The organism is Kribbella sp. CWNU-51, assembly GCF_054073265.1.
Genome location: NZ_JBSXMZ010000047.1, coordinates 130,956 through 149,638, shown reverse-complemented (window position 1 = coordinate 149,638; position 18,683 = coordinate 130,956). Strand labels below are relative to the sequence as shown.

Here is an 18,683-nt window from a genome sequence, read left to right as displayed (position 1 = left end):
GGAGTGACATGAGGAACGAACCCTTCGGCACCCGGCTCCGGGCGGCCATGGACACCCGTGGCCCGCTGTGCGTGGGGATCGACCCGCACGCCCACCTGCTCGAGCAGTGGGGCCTCGCGGACACCGCGGAGGGTCTGGCGTCGTTCACGTACGGCGTGGTGGACGCGCTGGCCGACCGGGTCGCGGTGTTCAAGCCGCAGTCCGCGTTCTTCGAGCGCTTCGGGTCGGCCGGGATCGCCGTACTCGAGCAGGCGACGATCCGGCTGCGCGAGGCCGGCGCGCTGGTGATCATCGACGCGAAGCGCGGTGACATCGGGTCGACGATGGCCGGCTACGCGGCGGCGTACCTGGCGGAGAAGGGGCCGTTGGCGTGTGACGCGCTGACGGTCAGTCCGTACCTCGGGTTCGGGTCGTTGCAGCCCGCGATCGAGGTGGCGCGCTCGGCTGGTGCGGGGCTGTTCGTGCTGGCGCTGACGTCGAATCCGGAGGGGCCGCAGTTCCAGTCCGCGCGGACGGTCGATGGACCGACCGTCGCCGGCGCGGTGCTGGACGGTCTGCGTGCGCTGAATGCGGAAGCCGACGACCTTGGGTCGTTCGGCGCCGTCGTCGGCGCGACGATCGCCTCGACCGATGAAGACCTCGACATTCGTGGTCCGCTCCTCGCGCCAGGCCTCGGCGCCCAGGGCGGCACGGCGGATGGGTTGGTCAAGGTGTTCGGCCCGGCGGTGCGGAACGTCGTACCGTCGAGCTCGCGCGAGATCCTCGGCGCGGGACCTTCGGCCGTGGCGCTGCAGGATGCGGCCGATCGGGCAAATGACGGGTTCCGGACCGTCCTGGGGTACTGACAAAGGCCGGTGAAATCCGGTAGAATTTGATTTACCAAATGGCGCGATCAATTTCGCGCCATTTGGTATTTTTTCTTGCATTTACCGGATCGCGCATGCGATCTTTCTCGACATGTCTCCGGGTCTGGAATTGTGCCGGCGGTTCTACGGCGAAGTGGTGCGTCCGCTCCTGACGGTGCCGCACAGCGCGGCACTGATGGGCCGCGGCTCCGAGGTGCTCGGGTTCGACGACGAGATGTCGACGGACCACAACTGCGAGGCGCGAGCCCTGCTCTTCGTCGAGGAGGGAGTCGCGTGTCGACCCGAGGTGCCGAATCGCTTTGCCGGGCGTCCGGCCTTTGTCGAGGTGCACACGATCCGCTCGTATTTCGAGCAGCAACTGGGATTCGATCCGGCCCAGGACCTCGCGGTGCGGGACTGGTTCACGTTCCCTGAGCACAAGCTCCGCATGTTCACCGCGGGCGCGGTCTTCCACGACGATCTCGGGCTGCAATCAGTCCGTGATCGGCTGGCGTACTACCCGGATGATGTCTGGCGTTATCTGATGATCGCGGCGTGGTGGCGGGTGCATCCGGAGATGAATCTGGTCGGCCGGTCCGGATATGTCGGCGACGAACTCGGGTCCGCGGTGATCGGCGCGCAACTCGTGCAGGACTTGATGCGGCTGTGCTTCCTGATGGAGCGCGAGTACGCGCCGTACTCGAAGTGGTTCGGTACGGCGTTCAGCCGGCTGTCCTGTGGTTCGACGATGGAGCCGGTTCTGCGCGACGTGTTGCGAGCCGAGACGTGGCAGGAGCGCGAGCAGGCGCTGATGGCGGCGTACCGGCTGGTGGGGGAGTTGCACAACCGGCTGGAGATCACAGCGCCGGTGGAGCTCGGGATCGAGCAGATGTGCGGCCGGCCGTTCAAGGTGGTGTGGGGTGACTTCCCCGGCGCGCTCGCCGCCGGGATCCAGGATCCGGAGGTACGGCGGATCGCCGAACGCTGGCCGGTCGGCGGGATCGACCACGTCCGCAACGTGATTCTCTGGAAGGGCAAGAAGCTCCGTCAGCTGGTGGGGCTCCTCGACTCCTGATAGAGGCTGGTGAGCAGGGCGACGGCGGCTTCTGTCGCCGGGTGCGGGTCCTGACGGTGCCAGATCAGGTGTACGTCGACCGGCGGAGCGTCACGGAGTGGACGATAGACGACGCCGTCGCGGCGGTACTGCGTCGTCGTCGCCTGCGGGGTCACACCTACGCAGCGCCCGGAGGCGATCGCGGCCAGCCAGTCGTCGACGTCGTGGGTGTACTCGATCTTCGGACGCGCCTCCTCCGGCCAGAGGTCCACGGTCGTGCTCCCGGTCCGGCGGTCGATCGACAGCGTGCGGTCGCGCAGCTGATCGAGCGTGAGCGAGCGTTTCCGGGCCAGCGGGTCGTCGGTGGGCAGCGCGGCGTACCGCCGCTCCTGAGCCACCGTGACGTGCGCGAACCGTCGCAGATCGATGTGTGTCCGCACCACCGCGAGATCACACAGTCCCTCCGCCAGGCCGCCCGTCGCCGTGTTGGTCCGGATCAGCTGCAACTCGATCCCCGGATGCTCGCCGGCCCACCGCCGCTGAAACTCCGTCGTCAACCGCCCCACCGCCGACCACGCATGCCCGATGCGCAACCGCGAATGCCCGCTCGTTGCCTCGATCACCAACTCGTCGACCTCGGCAAGCACCTGCCGCGCCCGCGCCAGCACCCGCACTCCCGCGGTCGTCGGCGTCACCGACCGACTGGTCCGATGCAGCAACCGCACGCCCAGTTCCCGCTCCAGCGCCATCACACTGCGCGACACCGCCGCCTGCGACACCCCTAACTCGATGGCCGCATCCGTAAACGTCCCCGCATCCACCACCGCGACCAGACACCGCAACTGCCTGACCTCGAGATCCATAACCCCAGCGTATAGATCACCCCACCGATGCATTTTGCGCACGACCTCCGCGGCCTGACGCTCGGAGCATGCGCAGAGGCAGGCTCGGTGGGGTACTGATGATGCTCGGGAGCGGGCTCTCGAACCAGGTGGGCGCGTCGGTGGCCGCGCTCGCGTTCCCAGTCATCGGGCCCGTAGGCGTGGTGGCTATCCGGCAGTGGATGGCTGGGGCCGTCTTGCTGGCGGTCGGACGGCCTCGGCTGCGGAGTTTTACGGCTCGGCAGTGGCGGGTGGTGCTGGGGCTGGCGGCCGTGTTCGCGGTGATGAATGTGTCGCTGTACACGGCGATCGACCGGATCGGGCTCGGGCTGGCGGTGACGCTGGAGTTCCTCGGGCCGTTGGCGGTGGCGTTGCTGGGGTCGCGGCGGCTGCTCGACCTGTTGTGTGCGCTCGTGGCCGCGCCTGCAGTGGTGTTGTTGACGCGGCCTGAGGCGACGACGGATTACCTGGGTGTGGGGCTCGGGTTGCTGGCGGCGGTGTGCTGGGCTTGCTACATCCTGCTCAACCGGGTGGTCGGACGGGAGTTGCCGGGAGCAACGGGGTCGGCCGCGGCGGCGGGGGTGTCCGGGCTGGTCTATGTCCCGATCGGCGTGGTCGTGCTGTGGCATCACCCGCCGACGCTCGCTGCCGCGGCGTACGCGTTGGTGGCCGGCGTGCTGTCGAGCGCCGTCCCGTTCCTCGTCGATCTGCTCACGCTCCGGCGGGTGCCGGCCCAGTTCTTCGGGGTGTTCATGAGCGTCAACCCGGTTCTCGCGGCTCTCGTCGGGCTCGTCGTGCTGAACCAGCACCTCGGGACGCCCGACTGGCTGGCGATCGCGGTGATCGTGACCGCCAACGCGGTGGCGATCTCGTTCGGCGTACGGCGCGACGCGCTACATCACAGCCCGGTTCCAGTCGGCCGCTGCGACGTTGTTCACGGCGTGCGAGCGGTGGCGTTGACCCCGCGGTTCGGAAAGGTGTCCGCGGACGGGGAGCGACGGTCTTCCCGCGCGACACAGTAAGGATCGGAATGCGCAAGGTGGCGGCCCTCGCGGCGGCAGTGACAATCGGCGCCGGCCTCTTGACGGCCTGCTCAGGTGGCGACTACTGCGGCGACCTGAAGAACTATGCCGAGTCGGCGAAGAACCTCGACATCAAGGACTCCGACGCCGTCGGCAAGATGCTCGACCAGGCCAAGAGCGTGTCGAAGTCGGCGCCGGACGACCTGAAGGATGACTGGAAGACCGTCATCGACTACGCCGAGAAGGCGCAGGACGCCAAGGGTGACACGGCCAAGCTGACCGAGCTGGCCAAGAACGACGGCGAGAAGATCACGCCGGCCATGGACGCGATCACCAAGCAGGCCAAGGACACCTGCAAGGTCGACCTCGGGGCCTGACCCGGCCAGGACGGCGGCCGTCCCCGCCGTCCTGCCCCGCTACTGTGCTGCGGAAAGTATTCGTTTCGGATGATTTGGTGACCGCCGGTAGCGTCGGGCCTGTGAAGCGCACACTCGCCCTCGCCCTGACCGTGATCGCCGGTGCCGCCACGATGACCGCCTGCACCGATGAACAGGCCTACTGTGTGGATCTCGCCAAGTACGCCGCCGGTGCGGTGAACGTCGACCCGCAGAAGCCGGCCGACTACGTGAAGATCCTCGACGACGCGAAGAAGCTGCAGGACTCCGCGCCCGACGCGGTGAAGGACGACTGGGGCGTCGTGGTGGCGTTCGCCGAGAAGGCCCAGAAGGCGGGCTCGGACCGGGTCGAGCTGGCCAAGCTGAGCAAGGAGACCGGCGGCGTGATGACGGCGTACAAGGCCATCAGCAGCCACGCCAAGGACTCCTGCAAGGTCGACGTTCCCGCCCTGAACTGATCATACGATCGTTCCAATCCGCCAGCTGGCCGCCGACTCCGCTCACCAGCGCCGGATCAGAGGCTGGACCCGTGTTAGGTTCCCTTGCGAAGCCATACAACGGGACAGGTGAGACGGTGCCACTTCCTACTTTGACCCCGGAGCAGCGAGCGGCGGCTCTGGACAAGGCCGCGGCGGCGCGGCGTGAGCGAGCCGAGATCAAGAACCGGATCCGGCATTCGGGAGCGTCTCCGACGGAGGTGCTCCACGAGGGGCAGACGAACGACGTGATCGGGAAGATGCGGGTGAGCGCGCTGCTGCAGTGCATTCCCGGCGTCGGCAAGGTGCGCGCCCAGCAGATCATGGAGCGGGCGGGGATCTCGGAGACGCGGCGGGTGCGCGGCCTCGGCTCGAACCAGATCGCCGCGCTCGAGCGCGAATTCGCCGAGTGAGCCAGACCGAAACCCTGACCGGCTCGTTGGACACTGGTGTGACGATGACCACGCACCCGAAGAACACCACGAACGAGCCGGCGACGGGAGGACCCGCGGCCGGCGGTGGGCGGCCCGCGCGGCTGACCGTGCTGGCCGGCCCGACGGCGGTCGGGAAGGGGACCGTCGCCGCGGACATCCGTGAGCGGTTCCCGGACATCTGGATCTCGGTGTCCGCGACGACCCGCAAGCCCCGGCCGGCCGAGACGCACGGCGTGCACTACCTGTTCGTGTCCGATGCCGAGTTCGACCGGATGATCGCCGACGGTGAGCTGCTCGAGTGGGCCGTCGTGCACAAGGCGGCCCGGTACGGGACGCCGAAGCAGCCGGTGCTCGACAAGCTGGCCGAGGGCCGGCCGGCACTGCTGGAGATCGACCTGCAGGGCGCCCGCCAGGTCCGCGAGACGATGCCGGAGGCGCAGTTCGTCTTCCTCGCCCCGCCGAGCTGGGACGAGTTGGTCCGGCGTCTGGTCGGCCGCGGGACCGAGACGGTCGAGGAGCGCGAGCGCCGGCTGGAGACCGCGACCCTCGAACTGGCCTCCGAGAAGGAGTTCGACGTGACGATCGTGAACGCGTCGGTTCGGGAAGCCGCCGATCAGTTGGTAAAGTTGATTCGATCACCCAAAATCTCTGAAAAGAGCTGACACTTGTCTGGCAACCAGCCCGTCGCCATCGGCATCACCTCCCCGCCGATCGACGACCTGCTCACCCACACCGACTCCAAGTACAAGCTCGTGCTGTACTCGGCCAAGCGGGCGCGGCAGATCAACGCCTACTACTCCCAGCTCGGCGAGGGCCTGCTGGAGTACGTCGGGCCGCTGGTCGAGACGCACGTGCAGGAGAAGCCGCTGTCGATCGCGATGCGCGAGATCAACGAGGGCGTGCTGACCTGTACGGACATCGACCCGGAGGCCGAGGCGGAAGCCGCCGCGGCGGAGAAGTCCGAGTAGTCCTGACCCGGCGACCGGGAAACGGAGTCCACGGAGATGTCCGCAACCGGTGAAACCCCCGGAGCCGCAACCGGCCCGGGGGCTGTCGTCGTGCCCAGGACCCGGCCGAATGTGGTGCTCGGGGTCGGTGGCGGGATCGCGGCGTACAAGGTCTGTGATCTGCTCCGGCGGCTGACCGAGTCCGGCCACAGCGTGCGGGTGGTGCCGACGGCGGCCGCGCTGGAGTTCGTCGGCGCGGCGACCTGGGCTGCGCTGTCCGGGCAGCCGGTGACGGCCGATCCGTTCGACAACGTCGAAGAGGTCCCGCACGTCCGGATCGGCAAGGCGGCCGAGCTCGTCGTGGTCGCCCCCGCGACGGCCAACCTGATCGCCAAGGCCGCCCACGGCCTGGCCGACGACCTGCTCACCAACACGCTGCTCACCGCCCGCTGCCCGATCCTGTTCGCGGCCGCGATGCACACCGAGATGTGGGAGCACCCGGCCACCCAGGCGAACGTCGCGACCCTGCGGTCCCGCGGCATCACCGTCCTCGATCCCGCCGTCGGCCGCCTGACCGGCGCCGACACCGGGCGCGGCCGGCTGCCCGAGCCGTCCGAGATCTTCGCGATCAGTCAGTTGATGCTCGCCGACGAGGCCGCCCGCGCGGCCGGTCAGTCGGTCGCCGATCTGACCGGCAAGCACGTCCTGATCAGCGCCGGCGGCACGCGCGAACACCTCGACCCGGTCCGGTACCTCGGCAACTCGAGCTCCGGCAAGCAGGGCTACGCGCTCGCCCGGATCGCGGCCGCCCGGGGCGCCAAGGTCACGCTGGTCGCGGCCAACTCCGAGCTGCCCGACCCGGCGGGCGTCCAGGTCGTCCCGGTGACCAGCACACGGAACCTGTACGACGAGATCACCGGCCGCGCGGGTGACGCGGACGCGATCGTGATGGCGGCGGCCCCGGCCGACTTCCGCCCGGCCGACGTCGCCGAGCACAAGATCAAGAAGACCGCCGACGGCTCGGTCCCCGCGGTCAACCTGGTGCAGAACCCGGACATCCTGCAGACGATCTCGCACGACCGCACCCGCGCCGGCCAGGTGATCGTCGGCTTCGCGGCCGAGACCGGCGACGCGGAGCACAGCGTGATGGAGTTGGGCCGCGCCAAGCTCGAGCGCAAGGGCTGCGATCTGCTCGTCGTGAACGACGTCTCCGGCGGCAAGGTCTTCGGCAGCGACCTGAACGAGGCCGTCATCCTCGACCGCAACGGCAACGCCCTCCCGGTCCCGTCAGGCTCGAAGGACGCCCTGGCCGGCGTCATCTGGAACCTGGTCGCCGCCCACTGGCACTAGCCTCTCTGGCCGACTCCCCACCACAGCCATCCACCCCCGCCACCCCACAACCACCGCCACCCCGCCGCCGCCGGCGCCCACACCGGCTCGGCAGCGCACCCAGCTCAGCCGGCGGCCATTTCAGACTCTTCTGCTGGATGTGTGGGCGAGGTCGGCTGGGCGTGCCAGCTCGACAGGTGGTGTCGGCCAGGGGTGCTGGTCGGAGCAGGCATTCACGCCTGGCTCTGGCCGGCCAGGCCGGGGCCGGGGGGACACCTCCTGTCGCGCTGGCACGCCCAGCCTCCGGGCCGCAGCCGGATCGGCCGCGCACGGGCGGGCAGGTGCAGTGGCTGGACGGGCTCGTCGTGGCGGCGGGTGGGACCGGTGGCGATCCGCGTGGCCTGGGACACCACCTGGGGGCCTCGGACAGGCTGTGCGGTGTCCGAGGTCCCCGGTACCTGTCCAGGGTCGCGCCGATCAACACCCCCGGCGGCGCAAGCATGTCGGGACCCCGGCGTCTTGAGTGTCTGGAGGCTGCCGACCGGATGCCGGGAACCGGGGGCCGCGACCGGACCACGGGCCGTCTCAGGTCACCGGTCCTGGGTCCGCCCGCTGACCACGACACGGCAGGTGGGCCACCACCCACACATCGAACAGAAGAGCCTCACATGGCCGTGGCGGGAGGGTGGATGGGCGCGGCGGGGTGTGAATGGGCACGCGAGGAGGGTGGATGGCGGTGGTCAGGGCGTGGGGGGTGTGGGTGTGAAGGGGATGCCGGGGTTAGGACAGGAGTTGTCCGGTTCTGTGGTTAGGGTCGGGGGAATGGAGATCACCTGGCAGGCCGTTGTTGCCCGGCGGATGCGGCGGCATTACCTCAATGAGTCCGCTGCGACACCGGTTGACGCCGTACGTGCGATGTCTGGGGCGCATGCGCAGATCCTGGCGGCGGGGGAGTTGTCGGTGGCGCTGCGGGTCGCCGGTGCTACCCGGGAGAGCGTGCAGCGTGCGGACGGGCTGGTGAAGACGTTCGGACCACGCGGGACCGTGCATCTGCTGCCCCTCGACGACCTGCCGATGTGGACCGGCGCGCTGTCCGCGTTGCCGCGGGGTGCCCAGGCGCCTGAGGTGATGCGGATGACTCCCGGCCAGACTGCCGAGGTGATCGCCGCGATCGGTGCTGCGCTCACGCACGATGACCTGACCGTCGACGAGCTCACGGTCGAAGTCGTACGGCGTACTGGCGCATGGGCCGGCGATCTCGTCATGCCGGCGTTCCAGGGGTACTGGCCGCGCTGGCGGCAGTCAATCTCGGATGCGGCGAACGCCGGTGTCCTCTGCTACGGCCCGATGCGCGGCCGCGCCACGACGTACTCGAACCCGCACCGCATCAAGCCCTTCGAACGGCTGCCGGCCGAGAAGGCGCTCACCGAACTCCTGCACCGCTACCTCTACGCCTACGGACCGGCCACGCCGCAGCACTTCGCCCGCTGGCTGAAGACGACGCCGACGTTCGTCAAGCCGTACTTCGACGACCTCCCGCAGGCCGAGCTGGACGGGCAGACCGTGTGGCACGCGCCGGGCGACGAGTTCCCGGACGACCGGGCAGACGGTGTGCGGCTGCTGCCGTACTTCGACGCGTACGGCGTCGGCAGCCACCCCAGGGAGTTGCTCTTCCCCGGCAAGGCCTTCACGAGGGCGACCGCGCGCGGTCAGGCCGGCAACTACCCGCTCCTGCTGATCGACGGCATCGTCGCCGGGGTCTGGCACCAGAAGAAGGCCGGCCGGACACTGCAGGTCACCGTCGAGACCCTCGGCAGCCTGAATCGCCGCCGGCGCACGCTGCTGGACGCCGAGATGGACCGGTTGGCTGCGATCCTTGCCTGCACACCGTCGCTCACCCTGGGCGACGTGGCGGTCGGTCCGCACGCCTGAATCCGGACCGCCTGTCCAATATATGGCCGCGAGTCTCGGATAGTGGTCGAATTCGGAGCGTTACCGGGACTCCGGGGAAAACTGCTGGCATACTTTCCGAGATGCATCGCCAACCGCCGGTGCATGGGGGGATCGTGCGGCCTCGGTCGCGCGGCACAAGAGGAATCCGAGGGAGAACTGTGGCGAGGCGCCTTTTCACGTCCGAGTCAGTGACCGAGGGTCACCCGGACAAGATCGCTGACCAGATCAGCGACTCCATCCTCGATGCTTTGCTGGCCGAGGACCCGAAGAGCCGCGTAGCGGTCGAGACCCTGATCACCACGGGTCTGGTCGTCGTCGCGGGCGAGGTCACCACGACGGCGTACGTCGATATCCCGGGGATCGTGCGTGCGCGCATCCTGGAGATCGGCTACGACTCGTCGCTGAAGGGTTTCGACGGCGCGTCCTGTGGGGTGCAGGTCGCCATCGGCAGCCAGTCGCCGGATATCGCGCAGGGCGTCGACACGGCGTACGAGACGCGGTCGGACGCGTCGAACGACGAGCTGGACCTGCAGGGGGCAGGCGACCAGGGATTGATGTTCGGGTACGCGTCGGACGAGACGCCCGAGCTGATGCCGCTGCCGATCACGATCGCGCACCGGCTGTCCGAGCGGCTGTCCGAGGTCCGTAAGAACGGCACGCTGGCCTACCTGCGGCCGGACGGCAAGACCCAGGTCACGGTCGAGTACGACGGTGACAAGGCGGTCCGGATCGACACCGTGGTGGTGTCGAGCCAGCACGCGTCCGACATCAGCCTGGACACGATGCTGACGCCGGACATCAAGAAGCACGTGGTCGACCCGGTGCTCGAGCAGTTCGACATCGACTCGGCCGGCTACAAGCTGCTGGTGAACCCGACCGGCCGGTTCGAGGTCGGCGGCCCGATGGGCGACGCCGGGCTGACCGGGCGGAAGATCATCATCGACACCTACGGCGGGATGGCGCGGCACGGTGGTGGCGCGTTCTCCGGCAAGGACCCGTCGAAGGTGGACCGGTCGGCGTCGTACGCGATGCGCTGGGTGGCGAAGAACATCGTCGCCGCCGGGCTCGCCGCGCGGGCCGAGTGCCAGGTCGCGTACGCGATCGGCAAGGCGGCGCCGGTCGGTTTCTACGTCGACACGTTCGGCACCGAGACCGTGCCGGTGGAGCAGATCACCGCGGCGGTCCGCGAGGTGTTCGACCTGCGGCCGGCCGCGATCATCCGCGACCTGGACCTGCTCCGGCCGATCTACGCCCAGACCGCCCGCAACGGCCACTTCGGCCGCACCGGCGAGGACTTCACCTGGGAGCGCACCGACCGCGTCGAGGCGCTGAAGGCAGCCGTCAACAAGTAGTTGTCCACAGGGGGACGGCAGTGCGTCCGCGCACTGTCGTCCCGCCGGACTAGCATTTCCCGGTGACATCGGACTCGCCGGAGCAACTGACGCTGCTGCGGGACACCGTGCGCAAATCCCGGACCAAGGAGCCGGCCGGGATCACCGCCACGTTGCCGGTGGCACGGATCGCGGTCGATGTCTCGCTGCCGCATCTCGACCGGCCGTTCGACTACCTCGTTCCCGAGGATCTGGCCGCGGCCGCTCAACCCGGCGCGCGCGTGAAGGTCCGCTTCGCCGGCAAGGACCTGGACGGCTTCGTCCTGGAGCGCCTCCAATCGTCCGACCATGACGGCAAGCTGGCCCGGATCCGCAAGGTCGTCTCGCCCGAGCAGGTGCTGACGCCGGAGATCGCCGACCTCTGCCGCGCGGTCGCCGACCGGTACGCCGGAGTGTTCGCGGACGTCACCCGGTTGGCCGTCCCGCCCCGGCACGCGAAGGTCGAAGGCGAGCCACTGCGCTGCAACCAGCCCGCGCCGCCGCCGCTGTCCACCTCGCGCTCCGAGTGGTCGGCGTACCCGAGCGGCTTCCTCGACGCGATCACCCGGTCGGAATCACCACGCGCGATCTGGACCGCCGTACCGGGGGCCGATTGGGCGCTCGCGTTCGCGCAGGCCGCAGCGGTGTGTGCGGCGTCCGGTCGGGGCGCGTTGCTGCTCGTGCCGGACGCGCGTGACCTCGAGCGGTTGGCAGCGGCCTGTACGACGGTGCTCGGGGAGGCGGGATTCGTCACGCTGTCCGCGGACCTCGGGCCGACGGCTCGGTACCGGGCCTTCCTCGCGGCGCTGCGCGGGTGTGCGCGGGTGGTGATCGGGACGCGGGCGGCCGCGTTCGCGCCGGTGGCGGAGCTCGGCCTGGTCGCGTTGTGGGACGACGGCGACGACTCGTACGCCGAGCCGCGGGCGCCGTACCCGCATGCGCGGGAAGTCTTGCTGCTCAGGGCTTTCCAGCAGAAGTGTGCGGTGCTGCTCGGTGGGTTCGCGCGTACGGCGGAGTCGGCCGCGCTGGTGGAGTCGGGGTATGCCAACGAGCTGATCGCGGATCGGGCGGTGATCCGGACAGCGGCTCCGGCGGTGCACATCGCGGGGGAGTCGGACACGGACCTGGCCCGCGATCCGGCGGCTCGGGCGGCGCGATTGCCGCATCGCGCTTTCGAGATCGCCCGTGAAGGGCTGCGGTCGGGGCCGGTGCTGGTGCAGGTGCCGCGGGCCGGGTATCTGCCGAGCCTGGTGTGTCAGACCTGCCGGGCGCCTTCGCGGTGCGCGACGTGCGGTGGGACGTTGCGTCGTACCGGTGGATCCGGGCCGGCGAGTTGCAGCGTGTGCGGCCGGCCGGCGACGGATCATCGCTGCCCGGAGTGCGGCGACACCCGGATGCGCGCCGCGGTCGTCGGAGCTCGTCGTACGGCGGAGGAGTTGGGGCGCGCGTTTCCCGGCGTGGTCGTGCGTACGTCGGGGGGCGACAACGTGCTCGACGTCGTGTCGGACAGCCCGGCGTTGATCGTCAGCACCCCCGGAGCCGAGCCGGTCGCGGACGGCGGCTACAGCGCGGCGCTGCTGCTGGACACGTGGCTGATGCTCGCTCGTCCTGATCTGCGTGCGCCGGAGGAGGCGGTGCGGCGCTGGTTTAACGCGGCGGCCCTGGTGCGCCCGACAGGCACGGTCATCCTGGTCGGCGACCCGTCAGCTTTGCCTTTGCAGGCGGTCGTCCGCTGGAGTCCTGAGGGATACGCGACTCGTGAGGTCGAGGAACGCCGGGCCGCTCGTCTTGCACCAGCGGCGAAGTTGGCCGAACTGACCGGGCCGTCGGAGTCCGTCACCGACCTGATCGCCCGTCTCCGCGAGCTGCTGCCGGCGACGACCGGGTTGGAGGTCCTGGGGCCAGTCGACGTCGACGACGAGACCGTCCGGGCCGTCGTACGGACTCCTCGCGCCCACGGCCCGGCGTTGGTGCGTGCGCTGAAGGAAGGTCAGTCCGCGCGCAGCGCGAAGAAGAACCCGGGCTCCGTTCGAGTCCAGGTCGACCCGCCGAGCTTCGGTTAGGCCGACGTGGCCAGGGCAGTGGACGCGGTCAGCAGTTGCGTCCCGAGAGCGGTCCGGTAGTAGAGCACGGCCCGGCCATCCCTCCGCGAGTCGACCACACCGGCGTTGCGCAGGATGCTCAGATGCACGCTCAACGTCGGTGCGGTCACCCCGAGTTGATGCGCCAGGTGCGTCGTCGACATCGGCAGATCCAGATGACTCACGATCGCGGCCCGCGTCCGCCCGACCAGGTCCGCGAGCGGCGACTCGGTCGCGTCCTGCCGGTTCTCCCACAGCCGCCCCAGGCCGCGCGGCGGATACGTGATGGTCGGCACGTGCGGTGCCTCGGACACGGGGAGCGCGGCCGGCCAGGTGAACACGCACGGCACCAGCAACACCCCCTGGCCGGCCAGCGGTTCACCGTCGCACGCGAACGGGCGATCAATCTCGATCCGATCGCCAGTGAACCGCACCGACGGATGCAGGTTGCGGAACAGCCGCTCGATCCCACCGCTGGCCAACTCGTCCAGCCGGAACGCCAGATCCTCCTGCAGCAGTGAGCGCATCCGGCGCCAGTCCGGCTCGAGCGCGCGCCGCCAGTAGGTCTCCAGTGCCGACGTGATCAGGTCGAGGGCCTTGGCCGGATCGCCCATCAGGTCCGGCAGGAGCGGGTGCGGGTTGTGCCGGTGCAGCCTGCCGATCTCGTTCACGACCAGGTCGTGCGGCGTTGCCGCGATCGCGGCGAGACCGGACTCCAGGCTGGTCGAGCGCCGCGGCGGAGCCGGCGTGATGAAGTCCGGGATGTAACCGAAGGACGGGATGAGTGCCTTCAGCAACGTCAGGTCCGGGCCCTCGATGATCGGCCGGACCTTCTGCAGCCACGGACCGTGCACGCTGCGCGCGGTGTTGTTGCTGAGCGCCCGCACACTGGTGACGGCCTCCCACACGGGCGACAGCGCGAACCGGATCCGCCCGACGTCCTCAGCGTTCAGCCTGATCGTGATCACGGGCCTACTCTAGCTGATTAGTTCTGTGCCTAATCGTCGACACCGATCGGGTGGACCACGAGAGTTGTGCCCATGACGACTGCCGCTGCTGTCGAAGCCCCCGCTCCGACTGCTCTGCCCAGGGCCTTCTGGGCGCTGTGGGTGTGCCAACTGGTCAACCGGCTCGGCAGCTTCGTGCAGCCGTTCCTGGTCCTCTACCTCACCCACGACCGTCACCTCTCCGCCGGGACGGCGGGTGCCGTGGCGGCCGCGGTCGGTGCCGGGACCGTGGCCGCGCAGCTCGCCGGCGGCTGGCTGGCCGACCGGGTCGGTCGCCGGCTGACCATGCTGATCTGCTTCTTCGGCACCGCGGCGGCGCTGATCCTGCTCGGGTCGGCCCGGGCGATGGTGATGATCTGGCTGGCCGCGTTCCTGGTCGGTCTGCTCGGTGACCTGTTCCGGCCGGCGGTGCAGGCGACGGTGGCCGACATGCTCCAGCCGGGCGAACGGGTCCGTGCGTACGGACTGCTGTTCTGGGCGATCAACCTCGGATTCTCGGTCTCCACCGTGAGTGCGGGGGTGCTGGCGTCGATCGGCTACGGCCTGCTGTTCTGGCTGAACGCCGGTACGTCGGTGGTCGCGGGCGTGGTGATCTGGGCGATGGTGCCGGAGAGCCGCCCGGTGCTGGACGAGGACGCGCCTCGTCGGCCGCTGTTGGCGGTGGCTCTGCACGACACCGTGTTCCTGCTGATGATCCTGATCCAGATCGGGTACGCGACGATCTACTTCCAGGGGTACTCGACGCTGCCGCTGGCGATGGCGGCTGACGGTCTGCCGTCGCAGACCTACGGACTGGTGATCGCGCTCAACGGTGTCGTGATCGTGCTGATCCAGCCGTTCCTCGGCAAGTGGCTGGTGAAGATGGACCGGCCGAAGCTGCTCGCCGCGTCGATGCTGGTGGTCGGTCTCGGGTTCGGGCTGGGCGCGGTCGTGCACAGTTGGTGGGGCTACGGGCTGTCGGTCGTGGTGTGGACGATCGGCGAGATCGGGTTCGCCGCGGTGATCGGCGCGGTGTTCGCCGATCTCGCTCCGGTCGACCTGCGCGGGCGCTACATGGGCCTGTCCGGGATGGCTTTCGGCGTCGGCACGGTGATCGGGCCGCTGGCCGGGACCAACGCTCTCGAGCACCTCGGCCCGACCGTGACCTGGATCGGCTGTGCCCTGCTCGGCGTGGTGATCTCCCTCGGGCAGTACTCGCTGGCTCCCGCGCTGCACGCCCGGGCCGCGGCGAACGCAGCGACCGTTTGAGCTGAGTCGTCCGGCCCCTTCACACCCGGTCTCGTAGGGTTGCGAGCATGACTGAGCGGACGATCGACGTGGTGGTGTTCGACATCGGCGGGGTGCTGCTGGACTGGAGCCCCACCTACCTGTACGCCGACCTGATTCCCGACGAGCAGGCGCGGACACATTTCCTGACCAACGTGACCACCCCGGCCTGGAACCACAAGCAGGACGAGGGTCGCCCCTGGGCGGAGGCGATCGAGGAGCTCACCAGCCTGCATCCCGAGCACTCCGAGTGGATCGAGGCCTACGACACCGGCTGGCTGAAGATGGTCAAGGGCGTGTTCGAGGACACCGCCGCAGTTCTCACCGACCTGCAGGCTCTCGGCATCCCGACGTACGCGCTGACCAACTTCTCGGCCGAGAAGTGGGAGGTCGCGAAGGACGCGTTCCCGATCCTCACCCACTTCGACGGCGAGGTCGTCTCGGGCGCGGAGCAGACCGTCAAGCCGGGCGAGAAGATCTACCGCATCCTGATCGATCGCTACGGCCTCGACCCCGCCCGAACCTTCTACACCGACGACATGCAGTACAACGTGGACGGCGCCCGTACGGTCGGCCTCGACGCCGAACTCTTCACCGGCGCCACCGAACTGCGCACGCAGCTCCGCAGCCGCGGCCTCTCCGTGTAGCTACAGTGGAACGGTGAGCATCCGGCCCGAAGACCGCTCGTCCCTGGTCAGGGATACCGACCGGGACACGGCCGTCCGACGCGTGCAGGAGGCCTACACCGAGGGGTACATCTCGTACGAGGAGATGGACCGGCGTCTCCACCGGGTGCTCACCGCCACGACCCGCCACGAGATCGCGTCGGCGCTGGCCTCGCTGCCGGCGGAGGACCCTGGCACCACGTCCACGATCTCCGCGGCCGCCGGCCGGATCCAGCGGCGTGGCGAGTGGCGCGTGCCCAGGACCCTCAAGGTTCAGTCCGCCTTCGGCCGGGTGCAGCTGGACCTGTCCAGGGCGGTCTTCGAGCACCGGGTCGTCGACCTCGAGCTGCACCTCGGCACCGGCGGCGCCAAGATCACCGTGCCGCGCGACGCGATCGTCGATCTCGAAGGTCTGCGCACCGGCTGGAGGGACTCGCACTACACGCCGCGGCGGCAGCCCCGCCCGGGCGGGCCGACGATCCGGATCTCCGGGACCATGGGGTTCGGACGGTTGAGGATCCGCCACGCGTGGCGCTGAGGGCTGTCCTCAGGCGACGGCCGCCGCGATGCTTTCCGTGTACGCCGGTGAGTTCGAGAGGTACGCCGCTTCGACGTACACCGTGCCGTCCTGGCAGGTGAGGGGAGTGAGCGCGGCACCGGCCGGACTGGTGTAGATGCGCTGGGGTTGGGCGAGGCCTGGGCGCCACCGGTTGATCTGGTAGGTCTCGGTGCCGGCGGTGACGGTGCGCGTCTCCCAGAGGATCCAGTTGCCGCAGGCAAGGATCGTGGCGGTGACGACGGTGCCGAGGGAACGGGCGGGGGAGTCGCCGGTCGGGCGGACGTACGCCTTGCTCTGGTACTGGTCCGGGTCGGATGCGGCGACCTCCGACCAGACGGTCGCGCCGCGCAGCGAGGCACCGCTCCATTGGATGCAGTTGGTTGCCGCTGGCACCGGTTGGGTGGAGCCGGCGGTGAGCGATGCGGTGAGGAGGCGCTTGCAGCGGCGCGCGGTCTCGGGGGCGGTGATCTCGCTGAAGGTGACGGTGTCGGCCGACACGACCGGATCGGCGATGTAGCCGGGAGCGGCGACGCAGGTGACGGTGTGGGACCTGAGGGTCGCCAGGTCGGCGACGATCAGGCACGAGCGGTTCTTCGCGTCGGTGGAGGAGTAGGCGAAGGTGGCGTCGTACGCGCCGATCTCGGGCTCGGAGATCTGGGGGAGTCCGGTCAGGGCGGCCGGGTGGCCGGTGGTGAGGTCGTAGCGGAAGAGCTTGATCTGTGGGTCGGGTCCGTCGGAGCGGATGTCCTCGATCAGTGCCCAGTGATCGTCGATCACGACGGGGGACTGCGCGACGAATCCGGCCGCCGGGGTGTGCCGGACCACGACCTTCCTGGTGGTCCGGTCCGCGACCGTTGTCGTGCCGGCTTCGTCGCTGCCGCGGGTGACGACGTACTTGCGCTGCTGGGTGACGAGATGCTGCCCGTCCACCGGTTGCCGTAGCACCTTCGCCCAGGCAGGGATCGCCGTACCGGAATCTGTCGGCGGCGCCGGGGTCGACGGCCTGCCCGTCGGTGTCCGGGTCGGCCTCGTCGGCGAGTTGGTGGGGCCCGCCTCCTTCGACGGTGACGAGCAGCCGGCCAGGAGCAGGACGAAGAGAGTGCCTATGGCAACGGTGGTACGGCGCATCAGAGCCCGATGTTCTGGAAGGAGTTGGCCAGGGTGGCGTTGAAGAGGGCACTTGCCGGGACGTTCTTCGGGCCGTCGGTCACGTTGCCGCGGCTGTTGAACCGGCGTTCGTTGAACACCTCGTAGATGCCGATCGTGCCCTTGGCCCGGTCGTAGCCGCGGCCGACCTGGTAGTGGCCGCTGTGGTTGAAGGCGAGGTACGGGAAGTACCGCTTCAGCAGTTGCACGTGCTCGATCACCGGCGCCTTGTAGCCGCCCAGGTGCTTCTGGTGGACGGTGAAGAAGGTCTGCGCGTTCCAGTGCGACACGCTCTGCACGATGTAGGCGCCGGCCGGCTTGTCCCAGTTGGTCTTCAGATTGGTCTGCCGGACCATCGCGGAGATCGCCGTCCCGGATGTGGTCGAGCCGAGATCCTTGGCCCACGACGCCTGGGTGTCCTTCTGGTTGTCGTCCCCCCAGTCGATCGACTGGAACGTGGCCGGACCACACCAGTACCCCCTCTCCTGCGAGGTCTGGAAACCCTTCATGATGTACGCCGAAGCCGGCAGCTTCACCGGCGCGGCCGGCGGATTCACCGGCGTGGGCACCGGCGTCGGCGTCTCCTGCGTGGGCGGGGTCCGCGTCGGCGTAGCCGGCGGCAGAGTAGGCGGCGTAGCAGTCGGTGCCGGCCCAACCGGAGTCGCCTCGGTCCCCGGACCAACCGGAGTCGGCCGAGGCGTCCCCGGACTGACCGGAGTCGGCTGAGTGGTCGACGCCTCCCCGTTCTCCGTAGGTGCAGCGGACTCGGCGAGCAGGCGCAGTTCTCGTGCCTTGGCTCGTCCGTCCCAGGCCGCCTGCATCTCGTCGAGTTCGGCGTTCACGCGGGTGCTCTTCGGCATGGCCGCACGTTCCGCCACGAACGCGGCAGGCGTGAGATCGCCCGTGGGGATGTCCTGCTCGACCCCCACCTCGCCGTCGGCATGCCGCTCCGGCGGGCTGAGCGTCGCCCGCAGTTGAGCCCCGGTCGGGACTTGGTCGACGAACCCGAGCCCGAGACAGTAGTTCTCGGTCTCGAGCTTGAAGCACCGCATCATCGACCCCGCCTGCGCGGACGGTTCCGCCGACAGCACCTGCAGATCACCAGGCGACGTCTCGGTCACCTGCTTCACCACCTCGCTCCACGACCGCGCCGCCGGCTGCTCAGGCACCGGCTGGCTGGGGGCGGCTGTGGGGGTCGCGGTCGGACTCGGGACAGGCTCGGCCGGAGGAGCCACGCCGGCCGGCTCAGGATC

General features: G+C 69.4%; 19 protein-coding genes. 15 read left to right on the top strand and 4 right to left on the bottom strand.

Annotated features, from left to right (window positions below):
* Window positions 1-8: 8 nt before the first annotated feature.
* Window positions 9-845: an orotidine-5'-phosphate decarboxylase gene (gene pyrF / locus ACXC9Q_RS36735; RefSeq protein WP_457061252.1), complete on the top strand. Its 837-nt coding sequence runs from the start codon at window positions 9-11 to the stop codon at window positions 843-845.
* 112 nt (window positions 846-957) lie between these two features.
* Window positions 958-1,920: a DUF4037 domain-containing protein gene (locus ACXC9Q_RS36730; protein ID WP_457061251.1), complete on the top strand. Its 963-nt coding sequence runs from the start codon at window positions 958-960 to the stop codon at window positions 1,918-1,920.
* Here ACXC9Q_RS36730 and ACXC9Q_RS36725 read toward each other — a convergent pair.
* Entirely contained in the window at window positions 1,893-2,762 is an 870-nt protein-coding gene (locus ACXC9Q_RS36725) for a LysR family transcriptional regulator (RefSeq protein ID WP_457061250.1), read from the bottom strand. The genes ACXC9Q_RS36730 and ACXC9Q_RS36725 overlap by 28 nt on opposite strands.
* A gap of 68 nt (window positions 2,763-2,830) precedes the next feature.
* Here ACXC9Q_RS36725 and ACXC9Q_RS36720 point away from each other — a divergent pair, with 68 nt between their 5' ends.
* The 10 genes from ACXC9Q_RS36720 (at window position 2,831) to ACXC9Q_RS36675 (ending at window position 12,769) form a co-directional block, all read left to right on the top strand.
* Entirely contained in the window at window positions 2,831-3,802 is a 972-nt protein-coding gene (locus ACXC9Q_RS36720; protein ID WP_457061249.1) for an EamA family transporter, read from the top strand.
* 8 nt (window positions 3,803-3,810) lie between these two features.
* Window positions 3,811-4,179, top strand: a complete 369-nt coding sequence (locus ACXC9Q_RS36715) for a hypothetical protein (RefSeq protein ID WP_457061248.1) — start codon at window positions 3,811-3,813, stop codon at window positions 4,177-4,179.
* Between the two features lie 101 nt (window positions 4,180-4,280).
* Window positions 4,281-4,655 carry a hypothetical protein gene (locus ACXC9Q_RS36710; RefSeq protein WP_457061247.1) on the top strand — a complete coding sequence of 125 codons (375 nt, stop codon included), beginning with the start codon at window positions 4,281-4,283 and terminating at the stop codon, window positions 4,653-4,655.
* 116 nt (window positions 4,656-4,771) lie between these two features.
* Window positions 4,772-5,086, top strand: a complete 315-nt coding sequence (gene mihF, locus ACXC9Q_RS36705; RefSeq protein WP_329476222.1) for an integration host factor, actinobacterial type — start codon at window positions 4,772-4,774, stop codon at window positions 5,084-5,086.
* A gap of 44 nt (window positions 5,087-5,130) precedes the next feature.
* Window positions 5,131-5,769, top strand: a complete 639-nt coding sequence (gene gmk, locus ACXC9Q_RS36700; RefSeq protein ID WP_457061267.1) for a guanylate kinase — start codon at window positions 5,131-5,133, stop codon at window positions 5,767-5,769.
* Window positions 5,770-5,772: 3 nt separating this feature from the next.
* Window positions 5,773-6,075 carry a DNA-directed RNA polymerase subunit omega gene (rpoZ, locus tag ACXC9Q_RS36695; protein ID WP_325039561.1) on the top strand — a complete coding sequence of 101 codons (303 nt, stop codon included), beginning with the start codon at window positions 5,773-5,775 and terminating at the stop codon, window positions 6,073-6,075.
* Window positions 6,076-6,111: 36 nt separating this feature from the next.
* Window positions 6,112-7,404 carry a bifunctional phosphopantothenoylcysteine decarboxylase/phosphopantothenate--cysteine ligase CoaBC gene (gene coaBC, locus ACXC9Q_RS36690; protein WP_457061246.1) on the top strand — a complete coding sequence of 431 codons (1,293 nt, stop codon included), beginning with the start codon at window positions 6,112-6,114 and terminating at the stop codon, window positions 7,402-7,404.
* A gap of 801 nt (window positions 7,405-8,205) precedes the next feature.
* Complete coding sequence (locus ACXC9Q_RS36685) at window positions 8,206-9,315, top strand: winged helix DNA-binding domain-containing protein (protein WP_457061245.1); 1,110 nt, start codon at window positions 8,206-8,208, stop codon at window positions 9,313-9,315.
* Window positions 9,316-9,494: 179 nt separating this feature from the next.
* Complete coding sequence (metK, locus tag ACXC9Q_RS36680; protein ID WP_457061244.1) at window positions 9,495-10,688, top strand: methionine adenosyltransferase; 1,194 nt, start codon at window positions 9,495-9,497, stop codon at window positions 10,686-10,688.
* Window positions 10,689-10,750: 62 nt separating this feature from the next.
* On the top strand, window positions 10,751-12,769 hold the full coding sequence (locus ACXC9Q_RS36675; protein ID WP_457061243.1) for a primosomal protein N': 2,019 nt from the start codon (window positions 10,751-10,753) through the stop codon (window positions 12,767-12,769).
* Here the strand turns inward: ACXC9Q_RS36675 and ACXC9Q_RS36670 are convergent.
* The gene (locus ACXC9Q_RS36670; protein WP_457061242.1) at window positions 12,766-13,755 is read right to left on the bottom strand and encodes a helix-turn-helix domain-containing protein; all 990 of its coding nucleotides are present in this window, start codon (window positions 13,753-13,755) and stop codon (window positions 12,766-12,768) included. The two genes, ACXC9Q_RS36675 and ACXC9Q_RS36670, sit on opposite strands and share 4 nt — an antisense overlap.
* 72 nt (window positions 13,756-13,827) lie before the next feature.
* On the opposite strand from ACXC9Q_RS36670, the gene ACXC9Q_RS36665 reads away from it, so the two are divergent.
* From ACXC9Q_RS36665 to ACXC9Q_RS36655, 3 genes are read left to right on the top strand one after another with little or no spacing between them, the layout of a single operon-like run.
* Entirely contained in the window at window positions 13,828-15,042 is a 1,215-nt protein-coding gene (locus ACXC9Q_RS36665; RefSeq protein WP_457061241.1) for an MDR family MFS transporter, read from the top strand.
* Window positions 15,043-15,089: 47 nt separating this feature from the next.
* Window positions 15,090-15,707 (top strand): HAD family hydrolase, encoded by a 618-nt coding sequence (locus ACXC9Q_RS36660; RefSeq protein WP_457061240.1) that lies wholly within the window; start codon window positions 15,090-15,092, stop codon window positions 15,705-15,707.
* 13 nt (window positions 15,708-15,720) lie between these two features.
* Window positions 15,721-16,263 (top strand): DUF1707 SHOCT-like domain-containing protein, encoded by a 543-nt coding sequence (locus ACXC9Q_RS36655; protein ID WP_457061239.1) that lies wholly within the window; start codon window positions 15,721-15,723, stop codon window positions 16,261-16,263.
* A 9-nt stretch (window positions 16,264-16,272) separates the two neighbouring features.
* On the opposite strand, the gene ACXC9Q_RS36650 is transcribed toward ACXC9Q_RS36655, so the two are convergent.
* Together ACXC9Q_RS36650 and ACXC9Q_RS36645 are read right to left on the bottom strand one after the other, a co-directional pair.
* The gene (locus ACXC9Q_RS36650; RefSeq protein ID WP_457061238.1) at window positions 16,273-17,412 is read right to left on the bottom strand and encodes a hypothetical protein; all 1,140 of its coding nucleotides are present in this window, start codon (window positions 17,410-17,412) and stop codon (window positions 16,273-16,275) included.
* The gene (locus ACXC9Q_RS36645) at window positions 17,412-18,551 is read right to left on the bottom strand and encodes a C39 family peptidase (RefSeq protein ID WP_457061237.1); all 1,140 of its coding nucleotides are present in this window, start codon (window positions 18,549-18,551) and stop codon (window positions 17,412-17,414) included. Before ACXC9Q_RS36645 ends, ACXC9Q_RS36650 begins: the two co-directional genes overlap by 1 nt.
* Between the last annotated feature and the right edge of the window lie 132 nt (window positions 18,552-18,683).